The sequence below is a fragment of the Zooshikella sp. RANM57 genome, assembly GCF_050749885.1.
Classification (GTDB): domain Bacteria; phylum Pseudomonadota; class Gammaproteobacteria; order Pseudomonadales; family Zooshikellaceae; genus Zooshikella.
The window spans coordinates 23,823-39,404 of the sequence record NZ_JBOIUB010000003.1; the positions used below are offsets into that span (position 1 = coordinate 23,823).

Genomic DNA, 15,582 nt, shown 5'->3' on the forward strand with positions numbered 1-15,582 from the left:
ATTAAACGGGGTCCTGATGAATGGTAATATCAGCATCCGGATAGTCTGCTTGAATAGCCGCTTCAACATTATCTGCAATTTGATGTGCTTGTTCTAACGTTAAATTTTTATCTAACTCGACATGCATCTGGATTATGGGAATCATTCCCGATTGGCGTGTTCGTAATTGGTGAATGCCTCGTACCCCATGCACAGCTAAAGCTAAAGTCTCAATATGTGATAAGGTATAAACTGGTAGCTCACGATCCATTAGTCGATTAATCGCATCCACTAAAATCTCTCTAGCACTAACAACCATATAGATCGCAATACCAATTGCAAACAAGCTATCTGCTTGGGTAAAGCCCATAGCGGTTAAAATCAATGCTACAATTACGGCCAAATTAGTTAATACATCCATTCGATAATGCAACGAGTCTGCTTTTATCGCTACTGACCCCGTTAATTTGACGGCAAAGTGCTGGATACACAACAATACAAGCGTAAGAACAATCGCAAAAACGCTTACACTCACACCAACCCACTCAGCATCAACCATCATTGATTTACGCCAGTGTCCCACCGCATGAAAAATCAGCACTAAAGCCGATCCCATAATGAACATAGATTGAGCCAGTCCCGCCAATGACTCTGCTTTCCCATGACCAAATCGATGGTCTTCATCAGCAGGCTTTAACGAATAACTTACTGCACCATAATTAATAATGGATGCCATCGCATCAAGTGAAGAGTCAATGAGCGATGCCAAAATACTTACAGAGTCAGTCACTACCCAGGCTATTAATTTTACCAAAATCAGTATAATGGCAGTTACTACAGAAGCCGTACTTGCGAAGCGCAGCCAAAACACTTTATCGTCAGATTTAAAAATAGCCATAGTTTATTTGTACTCAATCGCCCAAATAGTAAACGCTGAAGAGTAGCCCTCTTTAGCTTGACTCAAGTAGATATTGCTCTCAATATAGCGCTTTTTTACAACATACAATGCGTTATAGGTGCCATTATTGGTTAAACGGGAAGAGTGGTCATTAGAACCTTGCTCGTTCTAACAAGCCAACGCTGCCCCCGCAACGGTAAACAGTTTAGATTATCTGATAACTCTAAATACCCTTAAACCACTGTGTTTACTGAGTAAAACTCATCGACATGGGAAGGATGTGGTAGCTGTTGTTATATCTGCAACAGCCTGTAAGCCCGGATACCGGCCTATAGCCTAAATTAGGTGATGCGGAGGGCTTCACCCACAGGTACCTCCCTTTCTTTGGGGACTTTAACAAATCTTTGGCAGAATAGGCATACGCATATTCTACCAGTTGTTGCCTGTTTGCCCTTCTCAAAGCCACTCACCAGTAGTATATGGTTTTGAGGACTTCATGAAAAAAATCAGCACACTTGTTACAGGGATATCATTTATAAGTCTGTCTTATTCAATTACGTGTCAAGCAGAAGACAGTTATCAACTACCGAATATGACGGTTACCGCTACCAAAACACCGCAAGTGATTTCTGATTCTTTAGCCCCTGTCAATGTATTTACTCGACAAGATATTGAACGCTTGCAAGCTCAAGACCTATTTGATGTGCTTCGACATGTGCCCAGTGTCAACATTACGACTACGGGTGGTAAGGGTACTGTATCAAAACTTTTTTTTAGAGGTTCAAGTGATAAGCAAGTACTCGTACTTGTTGACGGCATAAAAATTAATACTGCTACAAATGGTAAAGCCTCTTTATCTTCAATTGATATTAACCAAGTGGAACGTATTGAAGTGGTCAGAGGACCACGCTCAGTGCTTTATGGATCTGAAGCCCTTGCTGGCGTCATCCATATTTTCACCCAGCAATACAGCGAAAAACCTATCGAACCTACTGTTAAAACTGGATTTGGCTCTCATAAAAGTGAGCAATATCTAGCAGGGATAAAAGGTAAACAGGCTGATGCCTATTATGGACTAAAGGCGAGTTACTATACGACAGAAGGTTTTAATCGCTGGTACGGTGACTTAAGCAATGAAAATGATGGCTATCGCAACAAGTCCTTTACAGGAAATATTCAGTATCAGCTCACTGATAATAGTCAGCTTGCCCTACAACTTATGCGTCAAAAAGCCGAAGCGGAGTATGACAATGCTTATGCCATATCAAGCCCTGTTTATACGACTACCACTCTCGAAACAGCAACAGCACGTTATAGCCACCAGCTAACACAACAATGGGATATTGCCATTACTGCAGGTCTCACCACCGATAAATCTGATGATAGAACAGATCATATAGGTCGTAACTTTCTATATGAGTCTAAACGACAAGCGTTTAACTGGCAAAATAACCTGCAATTAACGTCAAACCAGCTATTGTCATTTGGATTGGACTACTATGATGATCATTTAACTTCAACCACCCACTTTGATGAAGATGAACGTGATAATCATGCCTGGTTCATTCAAGACCAATTACAATTTGGAAAACATGAAATTCTGATAGGGTTTCGTCAAGATGATAATGAGCAATTTGGTAAACACAATACACGAAACCTTGCCTGGGGTATGCCGATCAACGACACGTATAAAGTCACTGCCAGCTATGGGGAAGCATTTGTAGCCCCCTCATTTAATGACCTATATTATCCTAATTTTAGTAACCCCAATTTAAACCCTGAACAAAGCAAACATTATGAAGTAGGTCTACAAGCAGACTATGGGCATACTCAATGGCACATAAATGTCTTTAAAACAGATATTAAAGATATGATTATTTTCCAAAATAGTAGGCCAGAAAATAGTGAGCAAGCTCAAATTAAAGGATTAGAGCTTGCCATCAATACACTATGGCAAGACTGGCAAATTAATAGCAACTTTACAATATTAGATCCTATTGATAAAAACACAGATACAGATAGCCAAGCCAAAGAGCAAACCTTACCCAACCGAAGTCGTAGACAGTTTTCAATTATGGCCCATAAAACCTTCGGTCGATATAATTTAGGTATTGAGTGGCAAGGCCAAAGTGAACGTAAAAACATAGGTTCTACTGACCAGACTTTACCAGGATATGCGACCGTAAACGTGGTTCAGTCTTATGCCCTCACAGACGAACTTAGTATTGAGTGGAAAATAAATAACCTTTTTGATAAAGATTATGTTGAGGATTTGAATAATAACATTCCTTATGAAACAGATGGTATCAATACCTTTATTTCCCTAACGTATCGTCCCAATCTTTAAATAACGAATACAAGAATCTTATGACGAATGATAAACACACGCGCCACAAGGCGCGTATGATTAAAAAAAAGCAACATATCGATCAACGTATTGCTGATGCTAAGGAGTCTCGTGGTATCATTATTATCTTAACGGGGAATGGTAAAGGTAAAACAACGGCAGCTTTTGGTAATGTAGCACGTTGTGTAGGTCATGGTTATCAGGCAGGTGTTATTCAATTTATTAAAGGCGATTGGCCATGTGGCGAACGTCAGCTATTACAACAAACGGGACAAGTCACATTTCATGTGATGAAAACGGGTTTCACGTGGGAAACTCAAGATAAAGCCGTTGATATTGCCGCAACACAAGAAGTCTGGAAAGCAGGAAAGTCAATGTTAAGCGATCCTAACCTACGACTCGTTGTTCTGGATGAAATTACATATGTATTGCGTTATGGCTATTTAGCAACAGAAGACGTTATTAATGCCCTGCAACAACGCCCCCCCATGCAATCCGTTATTATAACAGGGAGAGGTTGTCCACAGATGTTAATCGACATAGCTGATACTGTGAGTGATATTCAGCCGATTAAACATGCCTTTGATGCTGGCATTAAAGCACAAGAAGGGATTGACTGGTAAATAAGTCTTCATTAAAGGAATTTATAATGTGATGCTTATTGTTCTTTGCCTGAAATAGCTGTGTTAGCTAGTTTCTGACAAATCGTTTCCATTGCAAGCAAAATACGCGGCGTTTGTCGTAAAAAGTGATCAGGGTTAACCATAATTATTTTTTTTTGTTGAACAGCTTTTAATGATTGCCAACGCCCCGTCAACTGCTTTAAAAAAGTTGGCTCAGTCACTATTAACCAGTCTGGCTGTTGAGCTAATAATGCTTCAAAATTAACCTGAGGTGCTATAACTTTAGCGTTGGCAAATATATTTTCCCCACCACACTGTTCGATAATTTCAGACGTCAAGTGCCGCCCATTCAGTGTTTGTATTGGGTTTATGTTTAATAATATGGCTACTTTTTGTTTTAATGATTGTTTTTTAACGTGAGATGCCAAACGTTGCCAATGTTGTTTAAAGTCTGACGCAACCTGTTCCGCTTCTACTTTATGAGCCGTTATATTACCAAACCTAATTAACTCGTCAGCAATATCTTGAAGTGTTTTTGGCTCTGAATAAATAATGGGTATACCTAACTGCTCTGCCTTCCCCCCCAACAAATGTTTATTGCCACTTCCCCAGGCAATAATCAACTGTGGTTGTACAGCAAAGATTTGCTCCCAATTAAGTAAATTATAATGTCCAATTATAGGCTTTTTTAGTGCATCAGGGGGAAAATCACTACCATCAATAACACCAACAATATTCTTACCAGCCCCCACAGCATATAATAACTCAGTAATATGAGGTGCCAAACTTACTACTCTAGGTGTATTATTTTCTGTTTTTTTATTATCCGGAAGTTGTGTCGCTACTACTTGACTGCATGGATTAACCAAAACCCAAACGAACATAGAAAAAAACAATTTCAACACACTGCAGCCTGTCATACAGAAAGCCATGCTGATAATTGCGCCTCATCAAATGGCCAGAAAAGCTTTTCTTCTCGCTGCCTCTCTCTCAGCACAGGAATACGCACCCCATAAAGGGTCATCAGTTCATCACTTAAAGCAATATCTACGACTTCTATGTCTAGATCAGATGCATGTACACTTGAATTTATCAAGGATAAAGCTTGATCACACAAGTGACAGCCTTCAGTAGAATAAAGAACCAATTTTCGTTTTGCCATACTATAGCTCTATAATCAAGCCGTTATAAAATGTAACCATAACCCTTGTGCTTTATAGCATATTAGGGCCTGTTAACACTATTTGAATATCGCTGTTATGACGGTAAAAGTCTAATCTAGGCAAAAAAATAGTCTACGGCAGTGGTGATTCAACAGGCCCTAGCAACCTTCATTGCGATTTCTTTATAGGGAGTGATCTATTTTAAAATAGGGAATACTTGGTCATATCATAATAAAAGCATTAAAGTAATTTTCATCTAACAACCATAACCCCAAATAAAAGACGAAAAAAAAGCTCTTTTAAAAGAGCTTTTTTCATGACCAGGAAATAAAAATTAGTTTGTAACAGCAGCACCACAGCGACTTGTAGTGTTCCGTTCGCTTAGCTCATATTTGAATGCTAGAAAGACGATGACAAAATCGATCAATGCGGTTCCTAAAAAGCCAATGATGGACTGAATCGCTGCATAATTTTGTGGACTCATTAGGTAAGCACCTATATTCGCAACTCCGAAGAGAAACCAGGTCATTTTACTGACCCCTTTTCCTGTTTTGCTTTTCAACAGTGCAACTAACTGAATCACTGTAGCGGCAGGAAAAATGATCATTGGAAAAAAACCAGCAATGGTAACAATGATCTCAGGCATAATATGTCTCCAACTACTGCTTAACTAATAACTACTTGGCAAATTAGTATTTACCGCCCCCTGTCCTGGAGCGATATAACTTCAATTTACTTAAACAACCCAACCCTCTACACCCTCTTCAATGGGGCATTATTTGGGGATTATACTGCAACTAGCCTTATATAAATTGATACCCGTCAGCAAACATCAGCTATTTGGAACCTAGTTCACTTACTAAGACAAAAAAATACCTAGTCACACTATTAGATCAAATAGCAAACAAATTCGTCAATCAACCATCCCTGGCCCAATCTTTACTACAAGCGCCCCCTACTCAACTTCGATGTCGAAGTCGCCAACAGCGATGAATTTTTTGGTTTCGAGCGAAGTCAGGGTCAATGGTTTTACTCGAAATATCTTCCACCTCAAATTGATGAAACAAGGCATCCGCAAGTTTGAAACGCCTAAAGTTATTGGAAAAATACAAAGTACCTTGTTTATCTAAGCGGGACATAGCAAGCATTAATAATCGCTCATGATCACGTTGAATATCAAAGTCTTGTTGAGTTCGCTTTGAGTTTGAGAAGGTAGGAGGATCAATAAAAATCAGGTCAAACTTACTGTGCTCCTGCTCCAGCCACGTTAAGCAGTCCGCTTGGATTAATTGATGCTGCTCACCTAACCCATTCAATGCAAAGTTTTTCGAGGCCCAGCTAATATAGGTAGGAGACAAATCAACACTGACGGTTGCAGCGGCACCACCCAATGCAGCATGCACTGATACTGAAGCAGTATAACAATACAGATTAAGTACACGCTTACCACTCGCTTCCGTAAATATTTGCCTACGCATAGGCCGGTGATCTAAAAAGAGTCCTGTATCCAGGTAGTCTTTTAAGTTAACCAATAGTCGAGCCTGATATTCAGTTACAGAGAGCAGCTCACCCGTCTGGTCTTGCCTTTTATATTGCTGCGTTCCTTTTTGTTTACGACGTTGCTTGAGCACAATTTGATTGCTTGCAATACCCGTCACCTCGGGTAAAACACTTAGAGCATCAAGCAAACGTTGCTGTGCTCGCTCAGGATCAATACTTGCTGGTGGAGCATATTCCTGTACATGCAACCAATCACTGTAGCAATCAATTGCAAAAGCATATTCGGGCATGTCTGCATCGTAGATTCGATAACAGTCAACTTTCTGTTGTTTAAGCCAAGGTTTTAGCTTTCTCAGATTTTTACGAAGCCGATTAGCAAACATTGTTGCCCCTGCAGAAACAGGCGCTTCAATCTGTGCATCAGTATTAGCTGAAGACTGATCCTCTACTGGTCGTCGTGCTTTAACTACGTACTCTGGAGATACTTCAAAGGTCAATAGTTTACAGGGCAGTGCACCATTAAAAAATGAATACTGGCGTTTTGCTCTTAATCCCATTCGCTTAGCTAATTCTGGGTTCCCTGTTATCAACCCTGCATCCCAGCCCATACAATGTTCTCTTAATTGGGTACCCAGGTTTTGATAGAGGTAAAGCAGCGTCGCATCATTCCCTAAACGCTCCCCATAAGGTGGGTTTGTTACTAAAAACCCCTTCTCACAGTTGCCAATGACTTGTGACAATGTTGAAAGGTCTTGGTGTTTAATTTGAACTTTGTCTTTCACCCCGGCGCGCTGAATATTGTTATATGCAGCATTAAGCGTTGCTTGATTGGTTTCCAGCCCGATCAGCTCAGGCAAGTCTCGCTCATGGCCTGCCGCAAAGCGATCCTGAGCTTCAGTGACGACTTCTCGCCACAGCAAGGGAATATGTCCGTACCAACGGTTAAAACCAAAATACTGACGATTTAGTGCTGGCGCACGATCCATAGCCATATGAGTTGCTTCTATTATCAGCGTTCCAGCACCACACATGGGATCAACAAGCATTGGGTAATCTTGCCAGTGGCTAGACCAACCTAAGCGGTACAAAACTCCGGCGGCTAGTGTTTCTTTAAGTGGCGCTGTTCCAGCCTGTAACCGATAACCCCGCTGATGCAAACTTTCACCTGATAGATCCAAAGCAATGATGACATTATCCCGCTTAAGATATGCGTTAACCCTAATATCTGGTTGTTTAAGTTGAACTGAAGGGCGCTTTCCTGTCTTTGCTCGCAAAAGATCAACAATGGCATCCTTAACGGTTTGTGCACCAAATCGAGTATGGCGAATGGCATTCGAAGAACCAGAAAAATCAACCGCTAAGGTTCCTGTTGGAGATAAATGATCCTCCCAAGGTACTTGTTGAACCAGTGCGTATAAATCATCGGCATGCTCAACGTTTCCTTGAACCAAAGGGAGTAAAACCCGATTAGCAAGACGACTCCACATACAAACACGATAGACATCAGGCATGGATGCTTTGAATGTCACACCAGCAACGGTCTCTTTAATACTGTGCCCTCCTAGCGCCCGAACCTCTTCAGCTAAAAGGCTCTCTAGGTGTTTTGCACAAGTTACAAAGCAGTCAACTATCGTATTTGCCATAGTACGTCATCATCTGAGCAGGTAAAAAATCCGGCTATTCTAGCGGATCTTCTATGAATGCAAAGCATAATCTTCATTATTGCTTATTGTTCCTTGTATTGAACTACTTCAATGAACTAGACTCATATAGACAGGATTAATAAAAGATTAATTATCTATAAATAATGATTTCTTAACTTTAATAGTGCTATCCGCTATTACTCTAACTGAGGTGTGTGTTAAGAGGAGTCACCAACCACCAGTTTTATGTAAGCATTCCTTTTTTACAAAAACTTACCACTGTAATCATTCAATTCACTCATTTAAGCCAGTGAGGCGATCTGGATTATGAAAAGACAAAAAAGAAGTAGAGAAGAAAGGGCTTTCCAAAAAGGATATCAATCAGGTATTACAGGAAAACCTAAAGAATCCTGTCCACATGATCAACTCCATCAACGACAAGCATGGCTAACCGGCTGGCGAGAAGGACGAACCGATAGCTGGGATGGCTATACCGGTGTATCTGGCATTCATAAGCAGCAACAGCTGCACTACAGTTAAATTCTCTCCTCTTAATTTTTTAACACACTAAATAGAAACAGGGCCTTAGTTTCAAAGGCCCTGATCAACAAAGACTTATTTCCCCTCAGCAAATGACCTTTTAATCGCAAGTACACAGTCCCTAATTAACGCCGGGCCCTGGTAAATAAAGCCAGAGTAAATTTGCACAATATTAGCGCCAGACTTAATTTTTTGTACTGCATCCTCTGCGCTCATAATCCCTCCAACGCCAATAATGGGGAAATCAACGCCTAACTCCCCCCGCAAAGCACTAATGACTTTATTCGACTCATCTTTTAACGGGGCACCACTGAGTCCACCTGCTTCTTGTCCATGCTTAGTATCAGACACCAGATGCTTGTCAATCGTTGTATTGGTAGCAATGATGCCATCAAACCCCTGATCACACACAGCATCTGCTACCAGTTTGATCTCTTCATCCGTTAAGTCAGGTGCAATCTTAAGTGCTAACGGCCGATAACAGCCATAACGCTTGGCCAGTGCCTGCTGCTCCGACTTCAAACAAGACAACAGTTGCTTGAGAGAGTCCCCAAACTGCAATGTTCTTAGACCTGGCGTATTGGGAGAAGAAATATTGACCGCAATATAATCTGCCGCTAGATAAACTTTTCGTAAGCAAGTTAAGTAGTCTTCATTAGCGTGTTCAACAGCAGTGGTCAGGTTTTTTCCAATATTTACCCCAACGATACCTGAGTATTTCCGGCCAGCCACTTGCTCAACAAGATGGTCAACGCCTTTGTTATTAAACCCCATTCGGTTAATAATGGCTTGTTTTTCAGGTATTCTAAATAATCGTGGACGCTCATTCCCTGGCTGAGGCTTTGGCGTGACCGTGCCAACCTCAATAAAGCCAAACCCTAAATTACCCAGTCCATCAAGGCAATCAGCATTCTTATCCATACCTGCCGCAAGCCCCACAGGATTAGGAAAAGTTAACCCCATAAGTTGAACAGGATAATCAGGCACTTGAGGTATAAAAAAACGGGCCAAACCTAATGTTTGACCCGTCTTGATAGCGCTTAAACCAGCATCATGTGCTAGTTCTGGTGGTAATGTAAACAATAATCGACGCAATAAGTGATACACAGACTTAACCCTTTACTCCATAGTTGCAGGTTCGCGCAAAATTATAACCTGAAAGCTTACTATCGCTATGGTTATTCTTCCACTTCCTCTTTACTGAGAGGCCGATGTAATGCAACCGGAATACCTTGTCGACTTCGACGGCGCATATTGAGCATCTCCACACCAAAGGAAAAAGCCATAGCAAAATAGATATACCCTTTAGGAATATGAAAATCTAATCCTTCAGCCACTAAGGTCGTTCCAATCAATACCAAAAAGCTTAATGCCAGCATTTTTATGCTTGGATGGCGATCGACAAAATCGCTGATTGATTTTGCCGCAACCATCATTACCAACACCGCGATAATAATGGCAATAATCATAACTTGAACATGCTGAGCCAAACCTACAGCAGTAATGACAGAATCAAATGAAAAAACAATGTCAATCAAAGCAATCTGAACTAAGACCCCGATAAAACTAACCTGTTGTTGTTTATGCTGATGGTCTTCTGGCCCCTCAAGAGAGCTATGAATTTCAAAAGTACTTTTTGCGATCAGAAACAAGCCTCCTGCAAGTAATATAATATCTCTACCCGATATTTCCTGTGCCATAACCGTAAATAATGGCGCTGTCAGTTGCATAATCCAGGTTAAAGAAAGCAACAGCACAATCCGTGTTACCATGGCAAGCGATAGGCCAATAAGCCGTCCTTTCTGGCGCTCATTTTTAGGTAAACGGCCCACCAGAATGGAGATAAAAATGATGTTATCTATGCCTAAAACTATTTCTAGCGCTGTTAGTGTAGCCAAAGCGATCCAGGCCTGTGGATCAAAAAGCCATTCCATATTAAACCTTACATTGTTGACATTGACGAAAAGGACTTTGAGAAGTATATGAGCATCAGCCTATCAATATGATATACGTCAAAATAACCTCTTAAAAAATTTACGAATTATAGAAGCAATTCAGCAAGAATCCATACTCTCATTGTATTAATGCGGTCTCTGTTAAAAGATAATTAATAGCTTACCGACTTAATCAGTTACTTCGTAATGATCCCCTTCATCTATGTCATTTAAACTATCTTGGTTTACACAGACAGGTGCTTGCATTTTCGTTCAAGTGATGGCAATCTGTGACGGTAATAACAGTTAAATCAATAAGTTGGCTTAAAACTATATATGCAAGGGGCTTAAAAGCCCTTTTTCATTTTTAAACAGTGTCAACACATTCATACGAAATGTATTGAGTGTGTTAAGACTATTGTTTTATATACCCAAACCGCGCTTTTCATGGGGATCTAACAATACATCTAGCCCCTATAAATGCTTCGCGAAAGGTATAGTAGTAACGAATGATGGCTTTGCGTTCTGCACCAGTGGTAATAAACCGTTTGATTGATAGTAGTCAGGACATTGAAATAAACTACCGTGCTACAAGTTTATTGCCTCTGTTAGGCTCACTTAAAGCCTCATGGCATAAAACAATTGACCTAGAAGCCATCCTTTTTTGATAGTCATTGGTAAACTGCTCATTTGCTTAATGCTTATATAGCAGATTATCAGAGGGTTTTGGTATGAATGAAATTCCCAATGATACACTCATGGCAATGAAAGCTGCAGCCAAACAAGCCGCTGCTAATGCTTACTGTATCTACAGTGATTTTCCCGTAGGTGCAGCCCTTATCACTAAAGCCGGACAAATAATTCCCGGATGTAATGTCGAAAACATTTCTTTTGGCCTCACCAACTGCGCCGAGCGTACTGCCATTTTTTCTGCTGTCGCACAAGGACTAAAAAAAGAAGACCTTGTAGGTTTGCTGATCTACATGCCAGGTAATAAATTGTACTCACCATGCGGAGCATGCCGTCAGGTTATGGCTGAGTTTTTGTCTGAAAATGCGCCAGTCTATGCCGCATGTGACAAAGAAGAAACAACACTTTGGCATATGAACGAGCTACTCCCGGCTAGCTTTAATTTCTAAATTCTTATCTTTAATCAGCATTGAGAAGAATATCTTTGTGATTTTCTTCTCAAGATTTAAGGTTGGGTTACCAATTTTTATATGGTCGCTATCGCTTTTATTACCCTAAAAAATGTAAATTGACCCAGGTTAAGCAGAGATAAAAAAGTAAATAAAATTGCTTCTATAGTTTTTTTCGATTTGTAATAATCGGTGCCAAATAATATTAAAGCAGTAAGAGGTTTATGCTCCATGGAAATATTAATCAGTCTATTAGGGATCGTTACCCTGCTCGGGTTAGCTTTCCTACTCTCAGATAATAAAAAAGCTATTAATCCACGCACTGTTGCAGGTGCATTCTTTCTCCAAGCAGGTTTAGGTGCTTTTGCACTTTATTTTGATGCTGGCCGAGCTGCAGTCGAAGCACTTGCAAGTGGCGTCAGTAAGCTCTTCAGTTATGCAGATGCAGGTATTGGATTTTTATTTGGTAGTTTAATCAATCCTGGTGCTGGAGACTGGGGCTTTTTATTTGCCATCAAAGTATTACCTGTAATCATCTTCTTCTCTTCTTTAATCGCTGTTCTCTATCACCTAGGCATCATGCAGTTAGTGATTCGGGTAATTGGTGGTGGAATACAGAAGTTACTTGGCACCAGTCGCTCTGAGTCTCTCTCTGCCACAGCAAACGTTTTTGTGGGACAAACTGAAGCACCGTTGCTTGTTCGCCCATTTATTTCCCGTATGACTCAGTCTGAATTATTTGCCATTATGGTAGGTGGCCTAGCCTCCGTTGCAGGTACTGTACTGTTTGGTTATGTCAGCATGGGTGGTGATCTTAAATTCCTGTTGGCTGCCTGTTTCATGTCTGCTCCTGGTGGTCTACTCATGGCTAAAATTATTAAGCCTGAAGTTGAAGAACCACACCAAGACATCCAAAGTGCTATCGACGAAGACCCAGACCAACCAGTGAATGTAATCGATGCTGCAGCCGTTGGTGCATCCAATGGTCTTAAATTGTGTGTTAACGTTGGTGCCATGCTGATTGCCTTTATTAGTTTAATCGCAGTTCTTAATGGTATTACAGGTGGTGTTGGTGAAATCTTTGGTATGACAGACTTGACCATTGAGAAAATTTTAGGTTGGGTGTTCTATCCAATTGCCTTCATTATTGGTACACCTGCAGCAGATATAACTCAAGTAGCTTCTCTTATTGGTCAAAAAATCATTGCCAATGAATTTGTTGCCTTTATGTCTTATGGAGAACTTATTAAAGCAGGTGAGCTAACCGCACAAGGTCAGGTAATTGCCAACTTTGCGTTGTGTGGCTTTGCCAACCTATCCTCTATTGCCATCTTGTTAGGAGGCCTTGGTGCTATGGCACCTAACCGTCGTCCTGATATTGCTCGCTTAGGGTTAAAAGCTGTTGCCGCTGGTACTTTATCAAACTTGATGAGTGCAACCTTGGCAGGCTTATTCTTCATGCTTTAAGCATAATTGCCCAGTCCAGCAACACCTACTTTTAGTAGGTGTTGCCATTCTAAAAGCCTGCAATTTTTGTAATCATACAAATAGCATCATTTTATTTCGAGACTTTTTTCTTTTGCTATTGTTTACATTAAGGCTTTTTTCGCATTAGAAACTAACTGTTATAAATAGTGATATTTTAACCTCTTTTTTCTCTGGCATTACGTCCAAAAAGTTTTTTAATGAGTGAGATTTATGGAAAATATTAAAGACGCTGCACTTCGTGCACTTCAACTCATGGATCTGACGACACTTAATGATGATGACACTCATGAAAAAATCATCACACTGTGTCAATCAGCCAAAACACCTGTTGGTAACACAGCGGCCATTTGTATTTATCCTCGCTTTATTCCGGTAGCCGCTAAAACATTAAAATCGCTAAATGCAGACGCCATCAAAATAGCGACCGTCACCAATTTCCCAGCAGGCGGTGACGATATTGAAATTGCCGTCAAAGAAACGGCTGCAGCAATTGCGTATGGTGCAGATGAAGTTGATGTTGTCTTCCCATATAAAGCTTTAATTGCTGGTAACGAGCAAGTTGGTCATGACTTGGTTGCAGCTTGTAAAACAGCATGTGGATCAAAAGTTTTACTTAAAGTCATTATTGAAAGTGGTGAGTTAAAAGACCCAGCACTAATTAAAAAAGCCAGCGAGATTTCAATAAATGCTGGAGCAGACTTTATCAAAACATCAACAGGAAAAGTGCCTGTCAATGCCACACTTGAATCAGCTGAAGTGATGCTCACAGCCATTAAAGAATCTGGAAAAAACTGTGGTTTTAAAGCTGCTGGTGGTGTTAAAGACGCAGCTCAAGCTGCTGAGTATATTGCACTTGCAGAACAAATAATGGGTAAAGACTGGGTAACACCTGAACATTTTCGTTTTGGTGCCAGTAGCTTACTTGCAAGTTTACTTCACACATTAGGTCACGGTGAGCAACCCACAGAGTCAAAAGGTTATTAATTATGTTTTTACCTCAAGAAATTATTCGTCGTAAGCGTGATGGCCACGTACTAAGCAACGCTGAAATTGATTTTTTTGTTAGTGGCATCACCAATGGTAACGTATCTGAAGGCCAAATCTCTGCCTTAGCCATGGCGATATTCTTTAACGGAATGACTATGGATGAGCGCGTTGCACTCACTTTAGCGATGCGTAATTCAGGTACAGTGCTAAGCTGGGATGACCTAAATCTACCAGGGCCCATTATCGATAAACACTCTACTGGCGGAGTGGGTGATGTTGTCAGCCTAATGCTAGGCCCAATGCTTGCTGCATGCGGTGGCTATGTACCTATGATTTCTGGTCGTGGCTTAGGTCACACTGGCGGCACATTAGACAAGTTTGACAGTATCCCTGGCTACCAAACCTGTCCAGACAACGCTCTGTTCAGAAAAACAGTGAAAGACGTTGGTGTTGCTATTATTGGCCAAACGGCAGACCTTGCCCCAGCTGATAAACGCTTTTATTCCATCCGCGATGTCACTGGTACTGTAGAATCTATTCATTTAATTACCGCGTCTATCCTTTCTAAAAAACTAGCAGCGGGTTTAGAAGCATTAATCATGGATGTTAAAGTAGGCTCTGGTGCTTTTATGCCTACGTATGAAGACTCTAAAGCGTTAGCTGAAAGTATTGTTGCTGTAGCTAATGGTGCCGGTACTGCTACATCAGCACTTCTTACTGATATGAATGAATGTTTAGCCAGTTCAGCAGGAAATGGTGTCGAAGTACGTGAAGCAGTTAAATACCTAACAGGCGAATACCGTAATTCTCGACTGCATGAAGTCACCATTGAGCAATGCGCAGAACTATTAGTGCTCTCAAAACTAGCTTCCAACCTGGATGAAGCCCGCAGCAAACTGAATGCGTGCCTGGATAATGGTCAAGCGGCTGAAATCTTTGGCAAAATGGTCACTAGTTTGGGTGGACCTGCAGACTTTGTAGAAAATTATGACAATTACTTAGAAAAAGCAGAAGTCGTTAAACCAATTTATGCGCCAACATCAGGCTACGTCTCAGCTATGGACACCCGAGCGCTTGGCTTAGCCGTTGTTAAACTCGGTGGTGGACGTCAAAGACCCACAGACACTATTGACTATGCCGTTGGACTGACAGATATTTGTCAATTAGGCAATAAAGTCGATACGCAAACACCTCTAATTACGGTGCATGCACGCAACGAAGCACAGTTTGCTGAAGTTCAAGAGCAAATTATTAACGCTATTACCATTAGTGATCAGCGTCCAGCAGCAAACCCTTGCGTGTATGAACGTATTACGAAGGAGGATGTGAGCAAGCAGTAGG

15 protein-coding genes and 1 riboswitch are annotated in these 15,582 nt (G+C 40.9%); of the genes, 8 read left to right on the forward strand and 7 right to left on the reverse strand.

All coding sequences use genetic code 11. From position 1 onward, the window contains the following. Position 1: 1 nt before the first annotated feature. Positions 2–877 (reverse strand): cation diffusion facilitator family transporter, encoded by an 876-nt coding sequence (locus ACQ96U_RS07515; RefSeq protein ID WP_431720628.1) that lies wholly within the window; start codon positions 875–877, stop codon positions 2–4. A gap of 99 nt (positions 878–976) precedes the next feature. Further along, positions 977–1,224: riboswitch (cobalamin riboswitch) on the forward strand. Positions 1,225–1,373: 149 nt separating this feature from the next. On the opposite strand from ACQ96U_RS07515, the gene ACQ96U_RS07520 reads away from it, so the two are divergent. Together ACQ96U_RS07520 and cobO are read left to right on the forward strand one after the other, a co-directional pair. Continuing rightward, complete coding sequence (locus ACQ96U_RS07520) at positions 1,374–3,224, forward strand: TonB-dependent receptor domain-containing protein (RefSeq protein ID WP_431720629.1); 1,851 nt, start codon at positions 1,374–1,376, stop codon at positions 3,222–3,224. Positions 3,225–3,244: 20 nt separating this feature from the next. Beyond that, positions 3,245–3,847, forward strand: a complete 603-nt coding sequence (gene cobO / locus ACQ96U_RS07525; RefSeq protein WP_431720630.1) for a cob(I)yrinic acid a,c-diamide adenosyltransferase — start codon at positions 3,245–3,247, stop codon at positions 3,845–3,847. Between the two features lie 35 nt (positions 3,848–3,882). On the opposite strand, the gene ACQ96U_RS07530 is transcribed toward cobO, so the two are convergent. From ACQ96U_RS07530 to rlmKL, 4 genes are all read right to left on the reverse strand, one after another. After that, the gene (locus ACQ96U_RS07530; protein WP_431720631.1) at positions 3,883–4,752 is read right to left on the reverse strand and encodes an ABC transporter substrate-binding protein; all 870 of its coding nucleotides are present in this window, start codon (positions 4,750–4,752) and stop codon (positions 3,883–3,885) included. Positions 4,753–4,763: 11 nt separating this feature from the next. After that, positions 4,764–5,009 carry a glutaredoxin family protein gene (locus ACQ96U_RS07535; protein WP_431720632.1) on the reverse strand — a complete coding sequence of 82 codons (246 nt, stop codon included), beginning with the start codon at positions 5,007–5,009 and terminating at the stop codon, positions 4,764–4,766. A 335-nt stretch (positions 5,010–5,344) separates the two neighbouring features. Further along, on the reverse strand, positions 5,345–5,656 hold the full coding sequence (locus ACQ96U_RS07540) for a hypothetical protein (RefSeq protein WP_431720633.1): 312 nt from the start codon (positions 5,654–5,656) through the stop codon (positions 5,345–5,347). A 313-nt stretch (positions 5,657–5,969) separates the two neighbouring features. Continuing rightward, the gene (gene rlmKL, locus ACQ96U_RS07545) at positions 5,970–8,153 is read right to left on the reverse strand and encodes a bifunctional 23S rRNA (guanine(2069)-N(7))-methyltransferase RlmK/23S rRNA (guanine(2445)-N(2))-methyltransferase RlmL (protein WP_431720634.1); all 2,184 of its coding nucleotides are present in this window, start codon (positions 8,151–8,153) and stop codon (positions 5,970–5,972) included. A 327-nt stretch (positions 8,154–8,480) separates the two neighbouring features. Here rlmKL and rmf point away from each other — a divergent pair, with 327 nt between their 5' ends. After that, positions 8,481–8,693 (forward strand): ribosome modulation factor, encoded by a 213-nt coding sequence (gene rmf, locus ACQ96U_RS07550; protein WP_215821107.1) that lies wholly within the window; start codon positions 8,481–8,483, stop codon positions 8,691–8,693. Between the two features lie 75 nt (positions 8,694–8,768). Here rmf and ACQ96U_RS07555 read toward each other — a convergent pair whose 3' ends face one another. After that, on the reverse strand, positions 8,769–9,800 hold the full coding sequence (locus tag ACQ96U_RS07555) for a quinone-dependent dihydroorotate dehydrogenase (protein WP_431720635.1): 1,032 nt from the start codon (positions 9,798–9,800) through the stop codon (positions 8,769–8,771). Between the two features lie 71 nt (positions 9,801–9,871). Further along, positions 9,872–10,627 (reverse strand): TerC family protein, encoded by a 756-nt coding sequence (locus ACQ96U_RS07560; protein ID WP_431720636.1) that lies wholly within the window; start codon positions 10,625–10,627, stop codon positions 9,872–9,874. A gap of 509 nt (positions 10,628–11,136) precedes the next feature. Between ACQ96U_RS07560 and ACQ96U_RS07565 the strand changes: the two genes are divergently transcribed. From ACQ96U_RS07565 to deoA, 5 genes are all read left to right on the forward strand, one after another. Continuing rightward, positions 11,137–11,295 (forward strand): hypothetical protein, encoded by a 159-nt coding sequence (locus tag ACQ96U_RS07565; RefSeq protein WP_431720637.1) that lies wholly within the window; start codon positions 11,137–11,139, stop codon positions 11,293–11,295. 63 nt (positions 11,296–11,358) lie between these two features. Further along, positions 11,359–11,766, forward strand: coding sequence for a cytidine deaminase (gene cdd, locus ACQ96U_RS07570; protein ID WP_431720638.1), 408 nt, complete (start codon positions 11,359–11,361; stop codon positions 11,764–11,766). Between the two features lie 231 nt (positions 11,767–11,997). Next, positions 11,998–13,233, forward strand: a complete 1,236-nt coding sequence (locus tag ACQ96U_RS07575) for a NupC/NupG family nucleoside CNT transporter (protein ID WP_431720639.1) — start codon at positions 11,998–12,000, stop codon at positions 13,231–13,233. Between the two features lie 231 nt (positions 13,234–13,464). Further along, positions 13,465–14,238 (forward strand): deoxyribose-phosphate aldolase, encoded by a 774-nt coding sequence (gene deoC / locus ACQ96U_RS07580; protein ID WP_431720640.1) that lies wholly within the window; start codon positions 13,465–13,467, stop codon positions 14,236–14,238. A gap of 2 nt (positions 14,239–14,240) precedes the next feature. Further along, a complete protein-coding gene (deoA, locus tag ACQ96U_RS07585) occupies positions 14,241–15,581 on the forward strand; it encodes a thymidine phosphorylase (RefSeq protein WP_431720641.1) in 1,341 nt (446 codons plus the stop codon). Position 15,582 lies beyond the last annotated feature (1 nt).

Excerpts from the sequence above, each read along its gene's own strand:
- deoC (WP_431720640.1), top strand. The coding sequence starts at position 13,465 with ATGGAAAATATTAAAGACGCTGCACTTCGTGCACTTCAACTCATGGAT.
- ACQ96U_RS07575 (WP_431720639.1), top strand. The coding sequence starts at position 11,998 with ATGGAAATATTAATCAGTCTATTAGGGATCGTTACCCTGCTCGGGTTA.
- ACQ96U_RS07565 (WP_431720637.1), top strand. The coding sequence starts at position 11,137 with ATGATGGCTTTGCGTTCTGCACCAGTGGTAATAAACCGTTTGATTGAT.
- rmf (WP_215821107.1), top strand. The coding sequence starts at position 8,481 with ATGAAAAGACAAAAAAGAAGTAGAGAAGAAAGGGCTTTCCAAAAAGGA.
- rlmKL (WP_431720634.1), bottom strand. The coding sequence starts at position 8,153 with ATGGCAAATACGATAGTTGACTGCTTTGTAACTTGTGCAAAACACCTA.
- deoA (WP_431720641.1), top strand. The coding sequence starts at position 14,241 with ATGTTTTTACCTCAAGAAATTATTCGTCGTAAGCGTGATGGCCACGTA.
- ACQ96U_RS07540 (WP_431720633.1), bottom strand. The coding sequence starts at position 5,656 with ATGCCTGAGATCATTGTTACCATTGCTGGTTTTTTTCCAATGATCATT.
- ACQ96U_RS07515 (WP_431720628.1), bottom strand. The coding sequence starts at position 877 with ATGGCTATTTTTAAATCTGACGATAAAGTGTTTTGGCTGCGCTTCGCA.
- ACQ96U_RS07560 (WP_431720636.1), bottom strand. The coding sequence starts at position 10,627 with ATGGAATGGCTTTTTGATCCACAGGCCTGGATCGCTTTGGCTACACTA.
- cobO (WP_431720630.1), top strand. The coding sequence starts at position 3,245 with ATGACGAATGATAAACACACGCGCCACAAGGCGCGTATGATTAAAAAA.
- ACQ96U_RS07520 (WP_431720629.1), top strand. The coding sequence starts at position 1,374 with ATGAAAAAAATCAGCACACTTGTTACAGGGATATCATTTATAAGTCTG.
- ACQ96U_RS07535 (WP_431720632.1), bottom strand. The coding sequence starts at position 5,009 with ATGGCAAAACGAAAATTGGTTCTTTATTCTACTGAAGGCTGTCACTTG.
- cdd (WP_431720638.1), top strand. The coding sequence starts at position 11,359 with ATGAATGAAATTCCCAATGATACACTCATGGCAATGAAAGCTGCAGCC.